Below are 16,858 nucleotides of genomic sequence, written 5' to 3' on the forward strand. Positions count from 1 at the left end.
GCCCGCACCCGGCACCGACCGGCCGAGACCGACGATTGCAGGAGTGATTCGCGTGGATCGTGTCGCGCTGCGCGGCCTGAAGGCCCGCGGGCACCACGGTGTGTTCCCGAGGGAACGCGAGGAGGGCCAGACCTTCATCGTGGACCTCGTCCTCGGCCTGGACACCCGCCCGGCCGCGGCCGACGACGACCTGGCGAAGACCGTGCACTACGGCATCGTGGCGGAGGAGGTCGTGGCCGTCGTCCAGGGCGAGCCCGTCGACCTCATCGAGACGCTCGCCGAGCGCATAGCCCAGGTATGTCTGAAGCACGAAGGGGTCCAGCAGGTCGAGGTCTGCGTCCACAAGCCGGACGCCCCGATCACGGTCCCCTTCGACGACGTGACCGTCACCATCACCCGGAGCCGAGTATGACTGCACCCTTCCTCAAGGGTCCCAGCGACCCGACCGTACAGCCGGTACCCGCCTCCGTCGTCGACAAGGTCGACGCCGCCGACACGACCCTGTCCAACCCGAAACGGGCCGTGGTCGCCCTCGGCTCCAACCTCGGCAACCGCCTGGAGACCCTCCAGGGCGCCATCGACGCCCTGGAGGACACCCCCGGCGTCCGCATCAAGGCCGTCTCCCCGGTCTACGAGACCGAGCCCTGGGGCGTGGACCCCGGCAGCCAGCCCTCCTACTTCAACGCGGTCGTCGTCCTCAAGACCACGCTGCCGCCCTCCTCGCTCCTGGAGCGAGCCCACGCGGTCGAGGAGGCCTTCCACCGCGTCCGCGACGAGCACTGGGGCCCCCGCACCCTCGACGTCGACATCGTCTCGTACGCCGACGTCGTCTCCGACGACCCGCAGCTCACGCTCCCCCACCCCCGTGCCCACGAGCGCGCCTTCGTCCTGGCCCCCTGGCACGACCTGGACCCCGAGGCGCAGCTCCCCGGCCGCGGCCCGGTGGCCGGCCTGCTGGACGCCGTCACCCGCGAAGGCGTGGCGGCGCGCACCGACCTGGAACTCCGGCTGCCCGAATAGCCGTTAAGGTCAAGACGGCCGCGAACCGCGCCGGACCGGCCGGGGAACCGAAGGGACACCGTGAGAGAGCTGCGCATCAGGCTGCTGGCCGGAGTCTTCGTCGTGGCCGGAGTGCTGTCCTGGGCGGGCGCCCGCCTCTGGAACTCGGTGGGCACCCTCCCGAGCGTTCCCCTGGCCGCCCCCATCGTCCTGGCCCTGATCGCCGTGGTCCTGCTGGCCACGGCGCTCTCGCTGCGCGCCCGCCTCAAGGCCCAGCGCGAGCGGCAGCCCGACGCCAAGGGCGTCGACCCCATGATGGCGGCCCGCGCGGTCGTCTTCGGCCAGGCCAGCGCCCTGGTCGCCGCCCTCGTCTCCGGCATGTACGGCGGCACCGGCGTCTTCCTGCTGGAGTCCCTGGACATCCCGGCCCGCCGCGACCAGGCCATCTACGCCGGCTTCTCCGTCCTCGCGGGCATCGGCGTCATAGCGGCGGCCCTCTTCCTGGAGCGCGTCTGCAAGCTCCCGGAGGACGACGAGCACGACGGCGCGGGGACCGCCCCCGCCGCCTGAAGCCCGCGTCGGCGCGGCGTCAGCGCCCGGTCAGCGCGCCATGATGAGGCTCATCGCCTCGTTGCGGGTCGCGGAATCGCGCAGCTGTCCCCGCACGGCCGACGTGATGGTCTTGGCACCGGGCTTGCGCACCCCCCGCATCGACATGCACATGTGCTCGCACTCGACGACGACGATCACGCCACGCGGCTCCAGGATCTGCATCAGGGAGTCGGCGATCTGCGTGGTGAGTCGTTCCTGCACCTGCGGACGCCGCGCGTACACGTCCACGAGCCGGGCCAGCTTCGACAGGCCGGTGATCTTGCCCTCGACGGACGGGATGTAGCCCACGTGCGCCACCCCGACGAACGGCACGAGGTGGTGTTCGCACGAGCTGAGGACCTCGATGTCCTTCACCAGCACCATCTCGTCGTGCCCGAGGTCGAACGTCGTCGTCAGCACGTCCTCCGGCTTCTGCCACAGGCCCGCGAATATCTCCCGGTACGCCCGCGCCACCCGCGCCGGCGTCTCCCGCAGCCCCTCACGGTCCGGGTCCTCGCCGACCGCGATCAGGAGTTCGCGTACGGCGTTCTCGGCACGCTTCTCGTCGAACTCGCCGATCTGGCCGTCGCCGTCCAGCGTCACGGGGTCGGTCATCTGGTGCCTCGTTCCTGTGTCCTTCTCGGGGCGGCCTGCGGAAATGGCGGAAAGCCGCGCCCCCCAGGCTAAAACCTGGGGGGCGCGGCATCCATTCCGGACCCGGTGGGGCCACCGGGAGAGCGGGTCAGCTCTCGGGGCGGTCCTCCGGGGCTCGCTCGGGCGCCGGGGCGGGCTCCGCCGCGGTGCTCTTGGCCGTGGTGATGGCCGGCGTGGCGCCGTTCGCCCCGTTCGTCAGGGCCAGCTCCTTGGGGGAGAGGACCGGCGGGCGGGTCGACGGCGTACGGCGGGAGGATCCCGTCCAGGCGGGCCGCGGCGGGCGCTTGACGATCGGGGCGAAGATCTCGGCGATCTCCTCCTTGCCCAGCGTCTCCTTCTCCAGGAGGGCCAGGACCAGGTTGTCCAGCACGTCGCGGTTCTCGACCAGGATCTCCCACGCCTCGTTGTGCGCGGTCTCGATGAGCTTCTTGACCTCTTCGTCGACCAGCGCGGCGACCTCTTCCGAGTAGTCGCGCTGGTGAGACATCTCACGTCCGAGGAAGGGCTCGGTGTTGTCCCCGCCGAACTTGATCGCGCCGAGACGCTCGGTCATGCCGTACTGCGTGACCATCGCGCGGGCCAGGCCCGTGGCCTTCTCGATGTCGTTGGCGGCACCCGTGGTCGGGTCGTGGAAGACGAGCTCCTCGGCCGCGCGGCCGCCCAGCATGTAGGCGAGCTGGTCGAGCATCTCGTTGCGCGTGGTCGAGTACTTGTCCTCGTCCGGCAGCACCATCGTGTAGCCGAGGGCACGGCCTCGCGACAGGATCGTGATCTTGTGGACGGGGTCGGAGTTCGGTGAGGCCGCCGCGACCAGGGCGTGTCCGCCCTCGTGGTACGCGGTGATCTTCTTCTCCTTGTCCGACATGATCCGGGTCCGCTTCTGCGGGCCCGCGACCACACGGTCGATCGCCTCGTCCAGCATGTGGTTGTCGATCAGCTTCTGGTCGCTGCGGGCCGTCAGCAGGGCGGCCTCGTTCAGCACGTTGGCGAGATCGGCACCCGTCATGCCGGGCGTACGGCGGGCGACGGCCGACAGGTCGACGTCCGGGGCGACCGGCTTGCCCTTCTGGTGGACCTTGAGGATCTCCAGACGGCCCTGCATGTCCGGGCGGTCGACGGCGATCTGCCGGTCGAAGCGGCCGGGGCGCAGCAGCGCCGGGTCGAGGATGTCGGGCCGGTTCGTCGCGGCGATGAGGATCACGCCGCCCTTGACGTCGAAGCCGTCCATCTCGACGAGCAGCTGGTTCAGGGTCTGCTCGCGCTCGTCGTGACCGCCGCCGAGGCCGGCGCCGCGGTGGCGGCCGACCGCGTCGATCTCGTCGACGAAGACGATCGCCGGGGCGTTCGCCTTGGCCTGCTCGAACAGGTCACGGACTCGGGAGGCACCGACGCCGACGAACATCTCGACGAAGTCGGAACCGGAGATCGAGTAGAACGGCACGCCCGCCTCGCCCGCGACGGCACGCGCGAGCAGGGTCTTGCCGGTACCGGGAGGCCCGTAGAGCAGGACGCCCTTGGGAATCTTGGCGCCGACGGCCTGGAACTTGGCGGGCTCCTGGAGGAACTCCTTGATCTCGTGGAGCTCCTCGACGGCCTCGTCCGACCCGGCGACGTCGGCGAACGTCGTCTTGGGGGTGTCCTTGGTGATGAGCTTGGCCTTGGACTTCCCGAAGTTCATGACGCGGGAGCCGCCGCCCTGCATCTGGTTCATCAGGAACAGGAACACGACCACGATCAGCACGAAGGGCAGCAGCGAGAGCAGGATCCCGACGAACGGGTTCTGCTTGGACGGCGAGACCGTGTAGCCGTCCGGGATCTGCTTGTCCTGGTACTTGTTCTGCAGCGTGTTGGCGATGTCCACGCCCTGGTCGCCGATGTAGCTCGCCTGGATCTTCGAGCTGCCCTCGACCTTTACGCCGTCCTTGAGCGTGACCTTGAGGGTCTGCTCGTCACCGGTGGTGAGCTTGGCCGACTCGACCTTGTTCTGGTTGATCGCCTGGACGACCTGGCCGGTGTCCACCGTCTTGTAGCCGCCGGACGAGCCGACGACCTGCATCAACACGACCACGGCAAGGACGGCCAGCACGATCCACATGACCGGCCCACGGAAGTATCGCTTCACGTCCATCCATACGGAGCGGTGCCGCCCCGTCCCTCCTGCCATAGTGAGTTTGATAAAAGACTGTTCTTCGGACGGTACCCCAGCAGTGCCACCTGAAGCCGCGTGGGACGGCTGGCGATCCGCCTACGCCTGCTCCAACGGCGGGAAGCCCGCTGGGGTTCCCGATCACCGTCACGGCACCCCGGCCGGAATTCAGCCGCCGTACACGTGGGGCGCGAGCGTACCGACGAACGGGAGGTTGCGGTACTTCTCGGCGTAGTCGAGGCCGTAGCCGACGACGAATTCGTTGGGGATGTCGAAGCCGACCCATTCCACGTCGATGGCGACCTTCGCGGCCTCGGGCTTGCGCAGCAGCGTGCACACCTTCAGGGAGGCGGGCTCGCGCGAGCCGAGGTTGGAGATCAGCCAGGACAGGGTCAGGCCGGAGTCGATGATGTCCTCGACGATGAGGACGTGCTTGCCCTTGATGTCGGTGTCGAGGTCCTTGAGGATCCGCACCACACCGGAGGACTGGGTGCCCGCCCCGTACGAGGATACGGCCATCCAGTCCATGGTGACGGGGGTGGACAGCGCCCGCGCGAGGTCGGCCATGACCATCACCGCGCCCTTCAGGACGCCGACGATCAGCAGGTCCTTGCCCGCGTACTCCGCGTCGATCTTCGCTGCCAGCTCGGCCAGCTTGGCGTCGATCTCTTCCTTGGTGATGAGTACCTGCTGGAGGTCGGCACCCATGTCTTTCGCGTCCACCCGCATCACTTTCGGTCGTCCCACCGGCCGGCCGGCCCCTCCTGCGACTGCTGGGAGGGGTCCGGTTCAGCCTTGCCGAATCACCAGTCTGCCACCCTGCCGCCGGGCCACGACCTTGCCGGGGAGGTTGATGGCTCCCTGGCCGCGCCAGCCGGTGATGAGCCGGTCGACTTCCTCGATGTGGCGGGCGAACAGGGATCCGGCCGGGGCACCGGCGGCGATGGCGGCCCGGCGCAGGACGCGGCGGCGTACGGCGGGCGGCAGGGCGTAGAGCTTGGCGCACTCCAGGAGCCCGGCGGCGTCGCGGACGGTGGCCTCGGCCTGGGCGGCCCAGGAGTCGAGGGCGTCGGCGTCGTCCCGGGAGAGCTGGGCCGTACGGGCGAGGGCCTCGACGACGCCCTTGCCGAGGGCCTTCTCCAGGGCGGGCAGGCCCTCGTGGCGCAGCCGGGAGCGGGTGTAGGCCGGGTCGGCGTTGTGGGGGTCGTCCCAGACGGGCAGGGACTGGACCATGCAGGCCTTGCGGGCGGTCTGCCGGTCGAGTTCCAGGAAGGGACGGCGGTAACGGCCGCCGGCCCCCGAGACCGCGGCCATGCCGGACAGGGAGCGGATGCCGGAGCCCCGGGCGAGGCCGAGCAGGACGGTCTCGGCCTGGTCGTCGCGGGTGTGGCCGAGCAGGACGGCGGCGGCGCCGTGGCGTTCGGCCGCGGTGTCGAGGGCGGCGTAGCGGGCGTCGCGGGCGGCGGCTTCGGGTCCGCCGGCGCGGCCGACGGTGACGGCGACGGAGTCGACGGGGTCGAGGCCGAGTTCCCGCAGGCGCTGGACGACTTCCGCGGCGCGCAGGTCGGAGCCGGGCTGGAGGCCGTGGTCGACGGTCACGCCGCCGGCTCTGATGCCGAGCTTGGGGGACTCGAAGGCGAGGGCGGAGGCCAGCGCCATGGAGTCGGCGCCGCCGGAGCACGCCACGAGCACGAGCGGCGGGGGCGGCGGCTCGTGCGGGGAGGCATGCGTGGGGGCGTGCGGGACCGCGGCGGGGGCGCGGTGGTGTTCGGTGAGGAGGTCGTGGAGGACGCGGCGTACCGCCAGGCGTATCGCCGCGACCGCAGGATGGGGACCCATGTCCGGTTCCCTTCATGAAGTTTTCGGGGGGTGAGCCCGGGGTCGGTCACGCAGAGTGTGTAGATGGTGACAGAACCGGGCCGTTCCCCGAGCATTGCACGCCTACCCCTGCCTCACGGTCCCTCGGACGGGTGATTGGAGGGGCGTTCGCCTGCCGTCGACCGGTTTTCTTTCACGACCTTCCCGCCTTGTTCACTACTCGGCCCTGCGGTGCACCCGCGCGATCCAGTCCGCCGGTTTGGCGATCTCCGTCTTGGTGGGGAGGGTGTTGGGCGAGGTCCACACGCGGTTGAAGCCGTCCATGCCGACCTCGTCGACGACGGCCCGTACGAAGCGTTCGCCGTCCCGGTACTGCCGGAGTTTCGCGTCCAGGCCGAGGAGCTTGCGCAGGGCCAGGTCGAGGCGGGAGGCGCCCTTGGCGCGGCGCTGCTGGAACTTCTCGCGGATCTCGCCGACGGACGGTACGACGGCCGGGCCGACGCCGTCCATGACGAAGTCGGCGTGGCCCTCCAGCAGGGACATCACGGCCGTGAGGCGGCCGAGGATCTCGCGCTGGGCGGGGGTCTGGACGATCTCGACGAGGGAGCGGCCGCCGTCGTCCTCCTCGGCCTCGGGGCGGCCTCCGGCGAGGCTCTGGGCGGCTTCGCGGACACGTTCCAGGACGGTCATGGGGTCGACGTCGGTCTCCCCCAGGAAGGACTGGATTTCACCCTCCAGGTGGTCCCTCAGCCAGGGCACGGCGGTGAACTGGGTGCGGTGGGTCTCCTCGTGGAGGCACACCCAGAGGCGGAAGTCGTGGGGGTCGACGTCGAGTTCGCGTTCGACGTGGACGATGTTGGGGGCGACGAGGAGGAGCCGGCCGCCGCCGTTCTCGCCGGCGGGGAGTTCGCGCGAGGCGGGGGCGAAGGTCTCGTACTGGCCGAGGACGCGGGAGGCCAGGAACGACAGGAGCATGCCGAGTTCGACGCCGGTGACCTTGCCGCCGACGGCGCCCATGACCGCGCTGCCGGGGCTGCTGCCGCGCCGTTCCTGCATCTTGTCGAGCAGGGGCCTCAGGATCTCCCGGAACCCGGCGACGTTCGCGCGGATCCAGCCCGGGCGGTCGACGACGAGGACGGGGGTGTCGTGGCCCTCCTCGGTGCCGAGCCGGGTGAAGCCGCGGACGTGTTGCTCCGAGGCCTTGGCGTGCCGGCGCAGCTCGGCGACGACGGCCCTCGCCTCGTCGCGGCTGACCTCGGGGCCCGGCCGCACGAGCCGGGTCGCGGTCGCCACCGCGAGGTTCCAGTCGACCATGCCGGTTGAAGCACCACCGATGCTCGTCATGCGTCAACCGTACGTGAGCGCTCGCCGCTGGGGCAGGGCGGCGAGGGGTGGGTGATGCCGGGGTGCGTTTTCAGGTGCTCGGGGTTCTCGGGGTGCTCGGGGTCGGTGACGGCCGGAGTTTCTTCGCCGGTGCTCGGCGTCGGTGGCCGTGCCCACCCGTTCCGCCGTGCGGAACGCCTGCCCACGGCGGGGCGGAGCCCCGGCCCACGGCCGGGGCGGGGCGGCGGGCTCGGGCGGGGCGGGGCGGCGGGCTCGGGCGGAGGTCCGCGGGCGGCCGGGCGTGCCGGTGCGTGGCTACCCGCAGCCGCACGCCGCCAGTGTCGTCGCCACCCTGTCCAGGGCCTTCTGTGTCGCCGCCTGTTTCCCCGGGTCCGTGTCCGTGGCCATGACGGCGAAGGCCAGGAGGCGGCCGTCCTGGTCGACCAGGGTGCCCGCGAGGGTGTTCACGCCGGTGAGTGTGCCGGTCTTGGCGCGGACGACGCCGGCCGCTCCGTCCGTGTAGCGGCTGGTCAGCGTGCCCGTGAAGCCGGCGACCGGGAGGCCGGTGAGGGCCGGGCGGAGTTCGGGGTGGGAGGGGTCGGCCGCCTTCGCCAGGAGGGCCGTCAGGAGGTCCGGGGTCAGGCGGTCGGCGCGGTTGAGGCCGCTGCCGTCCTTGAAGGCGGCGCCCTTGAGGGGGAGGCCGAGCCTGCGCAGCTGGGCGCTGATCGCCTTGTCGGCGCCGGCGAAGTCGGCCCGGTGGCCGGTCGCGATCGCCGTCTGGCGGGCGAGGGCCTCGGCGATGTCGTTGTCGCTGTTGGTCAGCATGCGTTCGACGAGGGCGGACAGCGGGGGCGAGGAGACCGCGGCGAGGGTCCTGGCACGGGTCGTGGCCTTGGACGGGCCGGGGGCCGTGGTCTTGATGCCGTGGGACTTCAGCAGGTCACCGAACTGGCGGGCCGCGTCCTCGGCCGGGTCGGTGACGCGGGTGACCGGGCCGCTCGTGGAGTCGTCCGTGCGGCCCTCGTCGGCCATCAGGGGGCTGACGAGCGCGAGGTTCGGGTTGACCCCGATCGGGTGCATTCGGGGGCCCGAGTAGAGGGTCGTGTCGTAGGAGAGCGTCACCTCGCGCACGCCCCGGTCGGCCAGTGCGGCGGCCGTCCCGGCGGCCAGGGTGCGCAGGCTCGCCGCCCCCTCGGCCTTCTCCCGGGCCGTGAGGGTGGGGTCGCCGCCGCCGACCAGGACGACTTCCTTCGTGTCGGGTTCCAGCGCGGCGCGGGTGGTGAGGCGGTGGTCGGCGCCCATCGCGGAGAGCGCGGCGACGGCCGTGGCGATCTTCGTGGTCGAGGCGGGGGTGAACGCGGCGTCCGGGTGCGCCCCGTACAGGCGCCTGCCGGTGGTGACGTCGACGACGGCCGCGGCGGGCCGGGGGCCGAGCGCCGGGTCCTTCAGCAGGGGCGTGAGGGCCTTGGCGAGGGCCTTGCCGTCCGGGGCGGACTTCACGGTGCTGACGCCGCCGAGGCCGGTCAGCACGGGGTCGGCGCTGGGGGCGGGCCGGGGCCGGCCGGGCGCGCCGGAGGTGCCGCCGTGATCTGTGCCACCCGCGCGGCCGAGGGCGGCGGCCCGGTCCCGCTCGGCCGTACGCTGACCCGAGGAGTCCCAGGGACCGGCGGCGGTCACCACCCCGGCGGCCAGTGCCAGACCGGCGGTGGCGGCGCCCGCGGTGTACTGCCAGGTCTTCGGCAGCGTGACCCGCGCGACCTGCGGTTTCCCGGCTCGTACGAGCCGTGTGACCCGGGGTTTCGCGGTCGCTGCGGCCCGGGCCAGGCGCGGTCGTACGGCGTCCGCGATCCGCACCACGTGCGGTCTCGCGGCCCGCCAAGGCCTCAGCTCTGGCACGACCACCAGCCCCTTTCGCGATCACACACCTGCGTGAGGGACACTTAACCACCAGAACTATGTGTTGATCATGGAGGAGCCACCGGTGGAGTTCGACGTCACGATCGAGATTCCGAAGGGTTCGCGCAACAAGTACGAGGTGGACCACGAGACCGGTCGTATCCGCCTGGACCGGCGACTCTTCACCTCGACCGCCTACCCGACCGACTACGGCTTCGTCGAGAACACCCTCGGCGAGGACGGCGACCCGCTGGACGCGCTGGTCATCCTCGACGAGCCGACGTTCCCGGGCTGCCTCATCAAGTGCCGCGCGATCGGCATGTTCCGCATGACGGACGAGGCCGGCGGCGACGACAAGCTGCTGTGCGTGCCGGCGACGGACCCGCGCGTGGAGCACCTGCGGGACATCCACCACGTGTCGGAGTTCGACCGCCTGGAGATCCAGCACTTCTTCGAGGTCTACAAGGACCTGGAGCCCGGCAAGTCGGTCGAGGGCGCCAACTGGGTGGGCCGTACGGACGCCGAGGCCGAGATCGAGCGGTCCTACAAGCGCTTCAAGGAGCAGGGCGGTCACTGATCGCCGTTCCCTGTGATGCCTACGGGCCGCACGCGCGCGCGTGCGGCCCGTTCGTCCGTATGTGCGCATACTGAGGCTGAGGGGTACTGAGGCTGACGTGTCGTACAGGGAGCGCCAGGCAGTGACGGACGCGGAGGACCGCAAGCCGAAGTCGGACGAGGCGAGGAGTGCCTTCGCGCCTCCGGGTGGGGCCGCCGTCGACGGGGACATGTCGACGACCTCGGAGTTCGCGATCCCCGAGGGCCTGGCCGTGCTCCGGCCGGCCGGTTCGGAGTCGGAGACGACGTCCGAGTTCGCCCTTCCGGAGGGCCTGGACGTGGCGCCGGCGCCCGCGGTGGAGCCGGAGGGGTCGGCGTTCACGCCGCCGAGCACGTACAGCGCGAAGCACGCCCCGTCGGCCTTCACGCCGCCGACCGGGGTCCCCGTGGTCAGTCTGACCAAGGACGTGCCCTGGCAGGACCGGATGCGCACCATGCTGCGCATGCCGGTGGCGGAGCGGCCGGCGCCGGAGGCGGTCCAGCGCGGCGGCGACGAGGCGGGCCCCGCGGTGCCGCGCGTGCTCGACCTGACGCTGCGTATCGGCGAGTTGCTGCTGGCGGGCGGTGAGGGCGCCGAGGACGTGGAGACGGCGATGTTCGCGGTCTGCCGGTCCTACGGCCTGGACCGCTGTGAGCCCAATGTCACCTTCACGCTGCTCGCTATCTCCTACCAGCCGTCGCTGGTCGACGACCCGGTCACGGCGTCGCGGACCGTGCGCCGCAGGGGCACCGACTACACGCGGCTGGCGGCCGTGTACCAGCTGGTGGACGACCTCAGCGACGACGAGACGGCGGTCTCCCTGGAGGAGGCCTACCGGCGGCTCGCGGAGATCCGCCGCAACCGGCACCCGTATCCCGGCTGGGCGCTGACCGGCGCGAGCGGGTTGCTGGCGGGCGCGGCCTCCGTGCTCGTCGGCGGTGACCTGATCGTGTTCGTGGCGGCGGCGCTGGGCGCGATGCTCGGCGACCGGCTGGCGTGGCTGTGCGCGGGGCGCGGGCTGCCGGAGTTCTACCAGTTCACGGTGGCCGCGACGCCGCCGGCCGCGATCGGGGTCGCGCTGACGCTGGGCCAGGTGGATGTGAAGGCCTCCGCGGTCATCACCGGTGGGCTGTTCGCGCTGCTGCCCGGGCGGGCGCTGGTGGCGGGGGTGCAGGACGGGCTGACCGGCTTCTACATCACCGCCTCCGCTCGTCTGCTGGAGGTCCTGTACTTCTTCGTGGGCATCGTCGCGGGTGTGCTGCTGGTGCTGTACTTCGGCGTGCAGCTGGGGGCGCGGCTGAACCCGGACGCGGCGCTGGGGGTCTCCGACGATCCGGTGCTGCTGATCGGCGCGTCGATGCTGCTGTCGCTGGCCTTCGCGGTGCTGCTCCAGCAGGAACGATCCACCGTGGTGTGGGTGACGCTGAACGGCGGTGTCGCGTGGGTCGTGTACGGCGCGATGCACTACGCCGGGGACATCTCGCCGGTGGCGTCCACGGCGGCGGCCGCGGGCCTGGTGGGGTTGTTCGGGCAGCTGCTGTCCCGCTACCAGTTCGCTTCCGCGCTGCCCTACACGACCGCGGCGATCGGGCCCCTGCTGCCGGGTTCCGCGACGTACTTCGGGCTGCTGGCGATCGCGCAGAACAAGATCGACGAGGGGCTGGTGTCGCTGTCGAAGGCGGTGGCCCTGGCCATGGCCATCGCCATCGGGGTGAATCTGGGGTCCGAGATCTCGCGGATGTTCCTGCGGATCGGCTCCGCGGAGAAGCGGCGCGCCGCGAAGCGGACCAGGGGTTTCTAGCGCCGCGTCCCCGAGAACAGGCCGGCTCAGTAACCGCCGTTGTACGGCTGCTGGCCGCCGCCGCTCTGCTGTGAGTGGCCGTAGCCCGGGGCCTGGGGGTACTGGCCGTAGTACTGCTGGTCGTTGTAGCCGTTCTGGTGGCCGTACGGGGGCTGCTGCTGGGGCTGCTGGTGGGGCGGGCGGTCGTCGGGGGTGATGCGGCGGAGCTGGGTCGTCGCGTCGTCCATGACCGGGATGTGGGGCTGGGTGGCGGCGGGGTCCTGCGTCGCGGCGCGCTTCTTCTTCTTCGACCGCTCGCGCAGGTACTCGATGATGATCGGGACGACGGAGACGAAGACGATCAGGATGAGGATGGCCTCGACGTTCTTCTTGATGAAGTCGATCTGGCCGAGCCAGTAGCCCGCGAGGGTGACGCCGGTGCCCCAGGCGATGCCGCCGATGACGTTGTACGTGAAGAACGTGCGGTACTTCATGCGGCCGGCGCCGGCGACGATGGGGGCGAACGTGCGCACGATCGGGACGAAGCGGGCCAGGACGATCGCCTTGGGGCCGTACTTCTCCATGAACTCGTGGGCCTTGTCCAGGTTCTCCTGTTTGAAGAGCTTGGAGTTGGGCCGGTTGAAGAGCTTCGGGCCGAGGAACTTGCCGATCATGTAGCCCACTTGGTCGCCGACGACGGCGGCGATCACGATCAGCGTGCAGACCAGCCACAGGGGCTGGGTGATGTACGTGCCCTCGGCCACGAAGAGGCCCGCCGTGAACAGCAGCGAGTCGCCGGGCAGGAACGCGAAGAGTCCGGACTCGGCGAAGACGATCAGCAGGATGCCGGGCAGGCTGAACGTCGAGATCAGGTAGTCCGGGCTGAGCCACTCGGGGCCGAGCGCAAGCGTGGTCACGGGGATGTGGCTCCTGCTGCTGTGAGATACGGGCTGGGGCTGGCTGCCTCAAAGTATCAACGCAGCCGTCACGACCCAGGTTCCATGGGGGTACCCAGGATGCACTGTGGGTCCCCCCGGAGAAAGCTGAGAGGCATGGGCATCGATGAATACGGCGGCGGTCAGGGCCCCCAGCCCGACGTGCTCGTCGTCACCACGAACGACGTACCCGGCTACCGCGTGCAGGAAGTGCTCGGCGAGGTCTTCGGCCTGACCGTGCGCTCGCGTCATGTGGGCAGCCAGATCGGCGCCGGGCTGAAGTCGATGGTCGGCGGCGAGCTGCGCGGGCTCACCAAGACCCTCGTGCAGACCCGCAACCAGGCCATGGAGCGACTCGTCGAACAGGCACGCGCGCGTGGCGCCAACGGCGTGCTCGCGTTCCGCTTCGACGTGACCTCGGCGGCGGACGTCGGCACCGAGGTGTGCGCGTACGGCACGGCGGTGGTCCTGGCCCGGGAGTGAGCCCCCGGGCCAGGGATCAGGAGGTGCGGCGGGCGGCGTTCGCGGCGATCGCGTCCTTCAGGTGCTCGGCGAGGCCGGGGCGCATCGACTCGTAGAACGCCTTGAAGCGCTCGTCGGCGACGTACATCTCGCCCAGGCGGCGGTGCTGCTCGTAGGAGCACTCGTAGTACCAGGTGCAGATGTGCTGCCGGTGCTCCTCCGCCAGGGCCATGGCCGCCTCGCCGGCGGGCGGTTCGCCGGCGGCCATCAGGGCGCCGTAGCGCTCGGCCCAGTCGGCGGTCTGGTCCTGGATGCGCTGCCAGTCCTCCTTGGTGTAGCGGGCGACGCGGCGCTGGGACTCGGCGTAGTGCTCGGTGCCGCCCCAGCGCGCTTCCGCCTCGTCGGCGTACTGCTCGGGGTCCTTGTCCCCGAAGACCTCGAACTTCTCCTCGGGCGTGAGGTTGATGCCCATGTGGCGTGCCTCCATGGCGTGCTCCACGGCCGCCGCCATCTTCCGCAGTTTCTCGATCCGGGCGGTCAGCAGGTCGTGCTGGCGGCGCAGGTGCGCGCGCGGGTCCGCGTCCGGGTCGTCGAGCAGGACGGCGACCTCGTCGAGCGGGAAGCCGAGTTCCCGGTAGAACAGGATCTGCTGCAGCCGGTCGAGGTCGGCGTCGCTGTAGCGCCGGTGGCCCGCGTGGCTGCGTTCGCTCGGGACGAGCAGGCCGATGTCGTCGTAGTGGTGCAGGGTGCGCACCGTGACGCCGGCGAAGCCCGCGACCTGTCCCACGGAGTAGCTCACTTCCGCTCCCTTCTTCTTCCGTGCTCCACGGTCGGGCCTCACGCCACGTGAGGTGCAAGCGTGTTTCCTGTTTGCGTAAATTCCCTGTTTGTCCCCTTTGGGCCACATATCGTGTGCCCGTGGTCCAGGACAGCGAGCAGCGGGCGCCCTCCGTCACCCCGGCGACCCCGGCGCGCCTGCTGCTGCCGTCGATCGTGCCCGCCGCGGCCGTCGGTGTGCTCTCCAGCCTGGTCCTGGTGGGGGTGAGCGCCGCCGCCGAGGAGCTCCAGGAGGTGCTGTGGGGGCCGCTGCCGGACGTGCTGGGGATCGGCCGGTACTCGGTGCTGTGGATGGTGGTGATGCTGGTCGGGACCGGGGTGGCGGTCGGTCTCGTGGTGTGGCGGATGCCGGGGCACGCGGGGCCCGATCCGGCCACCGTCGGCCTGGACGCCCCTGTCCTGCCGCCCGCTGTCCTGCCGGGGCTGCTGCTGGCGACCGCGCTGATGCTGGCGGGCGGGCCCAGTCTCGGCCCGGAGAACCCGATCATCACGGTGAACGTCGCCCTGGCCGCCTGGCTGGGGGCGCGGGCCCTGCCGAAGGTGCCCGGCCGCGTCTGGCCCGCGCTGGCGGAGGCGGCGACCATCGGCGCCCTGTTCGGCACGCCGGTGGCGGCGGCCCTGGTGATCTCCGAGGCGCTGGCCCGGCAGGAGACCCGCGGACTGCTGTGGGACAACGTCTTCGCGCCGCTGACCGCGGGCGCGGCCGGTGCCCTGACGGCCACCCTGATCGACCACCCGAGCTTCGACCTGGACCTGCCGTCCTTCGGCCGGCCCGGCTGGGCCGACCTGCTGGCGGCGGTCGTGGTCGCCTCGGCGGGCGCGCTGCTCGGCATGGCCGCCGTGCGGGCGTTCCCGTACGTCCACGGGGCCTTCCGGACGCTGCGGCACCCGATGCTGATGCTCCCGGCGGGCGGGCTGGTGCTGGGCGGTCTCGCGGCCCTGGGCGGCCATCTGACGCTCTTCAAGGGGCTGGACGAGATCGCCGAGCTGGCGCGCGACCCGGACGGCAGGCCGGCCGGGGAGTACGCCCTGCTGACGGTGGTGAAGCTGGCCGCGCTGCTCGTCGCCGCGTCCTGCGGCTTCCGGGGCGGGCGCATCTTCCCGGCCGTGTTCGCCGGCACCGCCCTCGGTCTGTGCGCGCACGCCCTGGTGTCCGGGGTGCATCCGTCGGTCGGGGTGTCGGCGGCGGTGCTCGGGATGCTGCTGGCGATCACCCGGCAGGGCTGGGTCAGCCTCTTCGTCGCCGCGGTGCTGGTCGCCTCGCCGGGGATCCTCGCCCTGCTCTGCGTCGCCTCCCTGCCCGCCTGGCTGCTGGTGACGGGCCGCCCCCAGATGCAGCTGCGCGAGGACGGCACACCGGTCCGCTGACACACACCGTCGAATCCACCCTGGAGGCTCCCTTGCCGCTCAACGAAGGCCCCCGCCGGCCCGGTGGGCACCGCCTGTCCGTCAACCCGTTCTACGGCCCCGCCAACCCGGTCGGCGACATGGCCGAGGCCCCGCCCACGCACCGGCTCCCGGACCAGCCGATGGCCCCGGCGACCGCCCACCAACTGGTCCGCGACGAGCTGATGCTCGACGGCAACGCGCGGCTGAACCTCGCCACCTTCGTCACCACCTGGATGGAGCCGGAGGCCGGGGTGCTGATGGCGGAGTGCCGGGACAAGAACATGATCGACAAGGACGAGTACCCGCGCACGGCCGAACTGGAGCGGCGCTGCGTGGCGATGCTGGCCGACCTGTGGCACGCGCCCGACCCGGCGGCGGCCGTGGGGTGTTCGACGACCGGGTCGAGCGAGGCGTGCATGCTCGCCGGGATGGCGCTCAAGCGGCGCTGGGCCAAGCGCAACGCCGACCGCTACCCCGGGGCCCGGCCCAATCTGGTGATGGGCGTGAACGTCCAGGTCTGCTGGGAGAAGTTCTGCAATTTCTGGGAGGTGGAGGCCCGGCTGGTGCCCATGGAGGGCGACCGGTTCCACCTGGACCCGCAGGCGGCCGCCGAGCTGTGCGACGAGAACACCATCGGGGTCGTCGGCATCCTGGGCTCGACCTTCGACGGCTCCTACGAGCCGATCGCCGAGCTGTGCGCGGCGCTGGACGCGGTGCAGGAGCGGACCGGGCTCGACATCCCCGTGCATGTGGACGGGGCGTCCGGCGCCATGGTCGCGCCGTTCCTCGACGAGGACCTGGTGTGGGACTTCCGGCTGCCGAGGGTGGCGTCCATCAACACCTCGGGGCACAAGTACGGGCTGGTCTACCCGGGCGTCGGCTGGGCGCTGTGGCGGGACGCGGAGGCGCTGCCGGAGGAGCTGGTGTTCCGGGTGAACTACCTGGGCGGCGACATGCCGACTTTCGCCCTGAACTTCTCCCGGCCGGGCGCGCAGGTCGTGGCGCAGTACTACACGTTCCTGCGGCTGGGCCGGGACGGCTACCGGGCCGTGCAGCAGGCCGCGCGGGACGTGGCCACGGGGCTCGCCGGGCGGGTCGAGGCGCTCGGCGACTTCCGGCTGCTGACCCGGGGCGACCAGCTGCCGGTGTTCGCCTTCACGACCGCACCGGACGTGTCGGCGTACGACGTCTTCGACGTGTCCCGGCGGCTGCGCGAGAGCGGCTGGCTGGTGCCCGCGTACACCTTCCCGCCGCACCGCGAGGATTTGTCCGTGCTGCGGGTGGTGTGCCGCAACGGCTTCTCCGCGGACCTGGCCGACCTGCTCGCGCAGGACCTGGAACGGCTGCTGCCGGAACTGCGGCGGCAGCCGCGCCCCTTCACCCAGGACAAGGAGGCGGCCACCGGGTTCCACCACTAGGAGGCCGGCAGGCCA

16 protein-coding genes are annotated in these 16,858 nt (G+C 71.4%); 8 read left to right on the plus strand and 8 right to left on the minus strand.

What is annotated here, in order from left to right:
- Window positions 1-52: 52 nt before the first annotated feature.
- From folB to ABZ386_RS15910, 3 genes are read left to right on the plus strand one after another with little or no spacing between them, the layout of a single operon-like run.
- Complete coding sequence (gene folB, locus ABZ386_RS15900) at window positions 53-412, plus strand: dihydroneopterin aldolase (protein WP_031115890.1); 360 nt, start codon at window positions 53-55, stop codon at window positions 410-412.
- Window positions 409-1,020, plus strand: a complete 612-nt coding sequence (folK, locus tag ABZ386_RS15905) for a 2-amino-4-hydroxy-6-hydroxymethyldihydropteridine diphosphokinase (RefSeq protein ID WP_114254563.1) — start codon at window positions 409-411, stop codon at window positions 1,018-1,020. The genes folB and folK overlap by 4 nt, the downstream gene beginning before the upstream one ends.
- 60 nt (window positions 1,021-1,080) lie before the next feature.
- Window positions 1,081-1,569 (plus strand): DUF3180 domain-containing protein, encoded by a 489-nt coding sequence (locus ABZ386_RS15910; protein ID WP_358839999.1) that lies wholly within the window; start codon window positions 1,081-1,083, stop codon window positions 1,567-1,569.
- 30 nt (window positions 1,570-1,599) lie between these two features.
- On the opposite strand, the gene folE is transcribed toward ABZ386_RS15910, so the two are convergent.
- From folE to dacB, 6 genes are all read right to left on the minus strand, one after another.
- Complete coding sequence (folE, locus tag ABZ386_RS15915) at window positions 1,600-2,205, minus strand: GTP cyclohydrolase I FolE (RefSeq protein ID WP_114254561.1); 606 nt, start codon at window positions 2,203-2,205, stop codon at window positions 1,600-1,602.
- Window positions 2,206-2,332: 127 nt separating this feature from the next.
- Complete coding sequence (ftsH, locus tag ABZ386_RS15920) at window positions 2,333-4,372, minus strand: ATP-dependent zinc metalloprotease FtsH (RefSeq protein ID WP_114254560.1); 2,040 nt, start codon at window positions 4,370-4,372, stop codon at window positions 2,333-2,335.
- Window positions 4,373-4,558: 186 nt separating this feature from the next.
- Entirely contained in the window at window positions 4,559-5,119 is a 561-nt protein-coding gene (gene hpt / locus ABZ386_RS15925) for a hypoxanthine phosphoribosyltransferase (protein ID WP_031115895.1), read from the minus strand.
- Window positions 5,120-5,179: 60 nt separating this feature from the next.
- Window positions 5,180-6,229 (minus strand): tRNA lysidine(34) synthetase TilS, encoded by a 1,050-nt coding sequence (gene tilS / locus ABZ386_RS15930; protein WP_114254559.1) that lies wholly within the window; start codon window positions 6,227-6,229, stop codon window positions 5,180-5,182.
- A 195-nt stretch (window positions 6,230-6,424) separates the two neighbouring features.
- Window positions 6,425-7,552 carry a zinc-dependent metalloprotease gene (locus tag ABZ386_RS15935; protein ID WP_356504380.1) on the minus strand — a complete coding sequence of 376 codons (1,128 nt, stop codon included), beginning with the start codon at window positions 7,550-7,552 and terminating at the stop codon, window positions 6,425-6,427.
- A 294-nt stretch (window positions 7,553-7,846) separates the two neighbouring features.
- Window positions 7,847-9,433 carry a D-alanyl-D-alanine carboxypeptidase/D-alanyl-D-alanine-endopeptidase gene (gene dacB, locus ABZ386_RS15940; protein ID WP_356618587.1) on the minus strand — a complete coding sequence of 529 codons (1,587 nt, stop codon included), beginning with the start codon at window positions 9,431-9,433 and terminating at the stop codon, window positions 7,847-7,849.
- 79 nt (window positions 9,434-9,512) lie between these two features.
- Here dacB and ABZ386_RS15945 point away from each other — a divergent pair, with 79 nt between their 5' ends.
- Window positions 9,513-10,004, plus strand: coding sequence for an inorganic diphosphatase (locus ABZ386_RS15945; RefSeq protein WP_031115900.1), 492 nt, complete (start codon window positions 9,513-9,515; stop codon window positions 10,002-10,004).
- A 121-nt stretch (window positions 10,005-10,125) separates the two neighbouring features.
- On the plus strand, window positions 10,126-11,823 hold the full coding sequence (locus ABZ386_RS15950) for a threonine/serine exporter family protein (RefSeq protein WP_356618585.1): 1,698 nt from the start codon (window positions 10,126-10,128) through the stop codon (window positions 11,821-11,823).
- 26 nt (window positions 11,824-11,849) lie between these two features.
- Here the strand turns inward: ABZ386_RS15950 and ABZ386_RS15955 are convergent, their stop codons facing one another.
- Window positions 11,850-12,719 carry a VTT domain-containing protein gene (locus tag ABZ386_RS15955; RefSeq protein ID WP_358840003.1) on the minus strand — a complete coding sequence of 290 codons (870 nt, stop codon included), beginning with the start codon at window positions 12,717-12,719 and terminating at the stop codon, window positions 11,850-11,852.
- Window positions 12,720-12,854: 135 nt separating this feature from the next.
- Here ABZ386_RS15955 and ABZ386_RS15960 point away from each other — a divergent pair, with 135 nt between their 5' ends.
- Window positions 12,855-13,220, plus strand: coding sequence for a YbjQ family protein (locus tag ABZ386_RS15960; protein WP_031115903.1), 366 nt, complete (start codon window positions 12,855-12,857; stop codon window positions 13,218-13,220).
- A gap of 16 nt (window positions 13,221-13,236) precedes the next feature.
- On the opposite strand, the gene ABZ386_RS15965 is transcribed toward ABZ386_RS15960, so the two are convergent.
- Window positions 13,237-13,998, minus strand: a complete 762-nt coding sequence (locus tag ABZ386_RS15965; RefSeq protein WP_356504386.1) for a MerR family transcriptional regulator — start codon at window positions 13,996-13,998, stop codon at window positions 13,237-13,239.
- 119 nt (window positions 13,999-14,117) lie between these two features.
- Here ABZ386_RS15965 and ABZ386_RS15970 point away from each other — a divergent pair, with 119 nt between their 5' ends.
- The gene (locus ABZ386_RS15970; RefSeq protein WP_358964920.1) at window positions 14,118-15,404 is read left to right on the plus strand and encodes an ion channel protein; all 1,287 of its coding nucleotides are present in this window, start codon (window positions 14,118-14,120) and stop codon (window positions 15,402-15,404) included.
- Window positions 15,405-15,436: 32 nt separating this feature from the next.
- Window positions 15,437-16,843, plus strand: coding sequence for a glutamate decarboxylase (locus ABZ386_RS15975; protein ID WP_355719480.1), 1,407 nt, complete (start codon window positions 15,437-15,439; stop codon window positions 16,841-16,843).
- Window positions 16,844-16,858: the final 15 nt, after the last annotated feature.

Origin of the sequence: Streptomyces sp. NPDC006140, assembly GCF_040628815.1 — a bacterium.
Classification (GTDB): domain Bacteria; phylum Actinomycetota; class Actinomycetes; order Streptomycetales; family Streptomycetaceae; genus Streptomyces.

Bases quoted from the DNA above. Each gene is read 5' to 3' on its own strand.
- folK (WP_114254563.1), top strand. From the start codon at position 409: ATGACTGCACCCTTCCTCAAGGGTCCCAGCGACCCGACCGTACAGCCG.
- folE (WP_114254561.1), bottom strand. From the start codon at position 2,205: ATGACCGACCCCGTGACGCTGGACGGCGACGGCCAGATCGGCGAGTTC.
- ftsH (WP_114254560.1), bottom strand. From the start codon at position 4,372: ATGGACGTGAAGCGATACTTCCGTGGGCCGGTCATGTGGATCGTGCTG.
- hpt (WP_031115895.1), bottom strand. From the start codon at position 5,119: ATGCGGGTGGACGCGAAAGACATGGGTGCCGACCTCCAGCAGGTACTC.
- tilS (WP_114254559.1), bottom strand. From the start codon at position 6,229: ATGGGTCCCCATCCTGCGGTCGCGGCGATACGCCTGGCGGTACGCCGC.
- ABZ386_RS15935 (WP_356504380.1), bottom strand. From the start codon at position 7,552: ATGACGAGCATCGGTGGTGCTTCAACCGGCATGGTCGACTGGAACCTC.
- ABZ386_RS15960 (WP_031115903.1), top strand. From the start codon at position 12,855: ATGGGCATCGATGAATACGGCGGCGGTCAGGGCCCCCAGCCCGACGTG.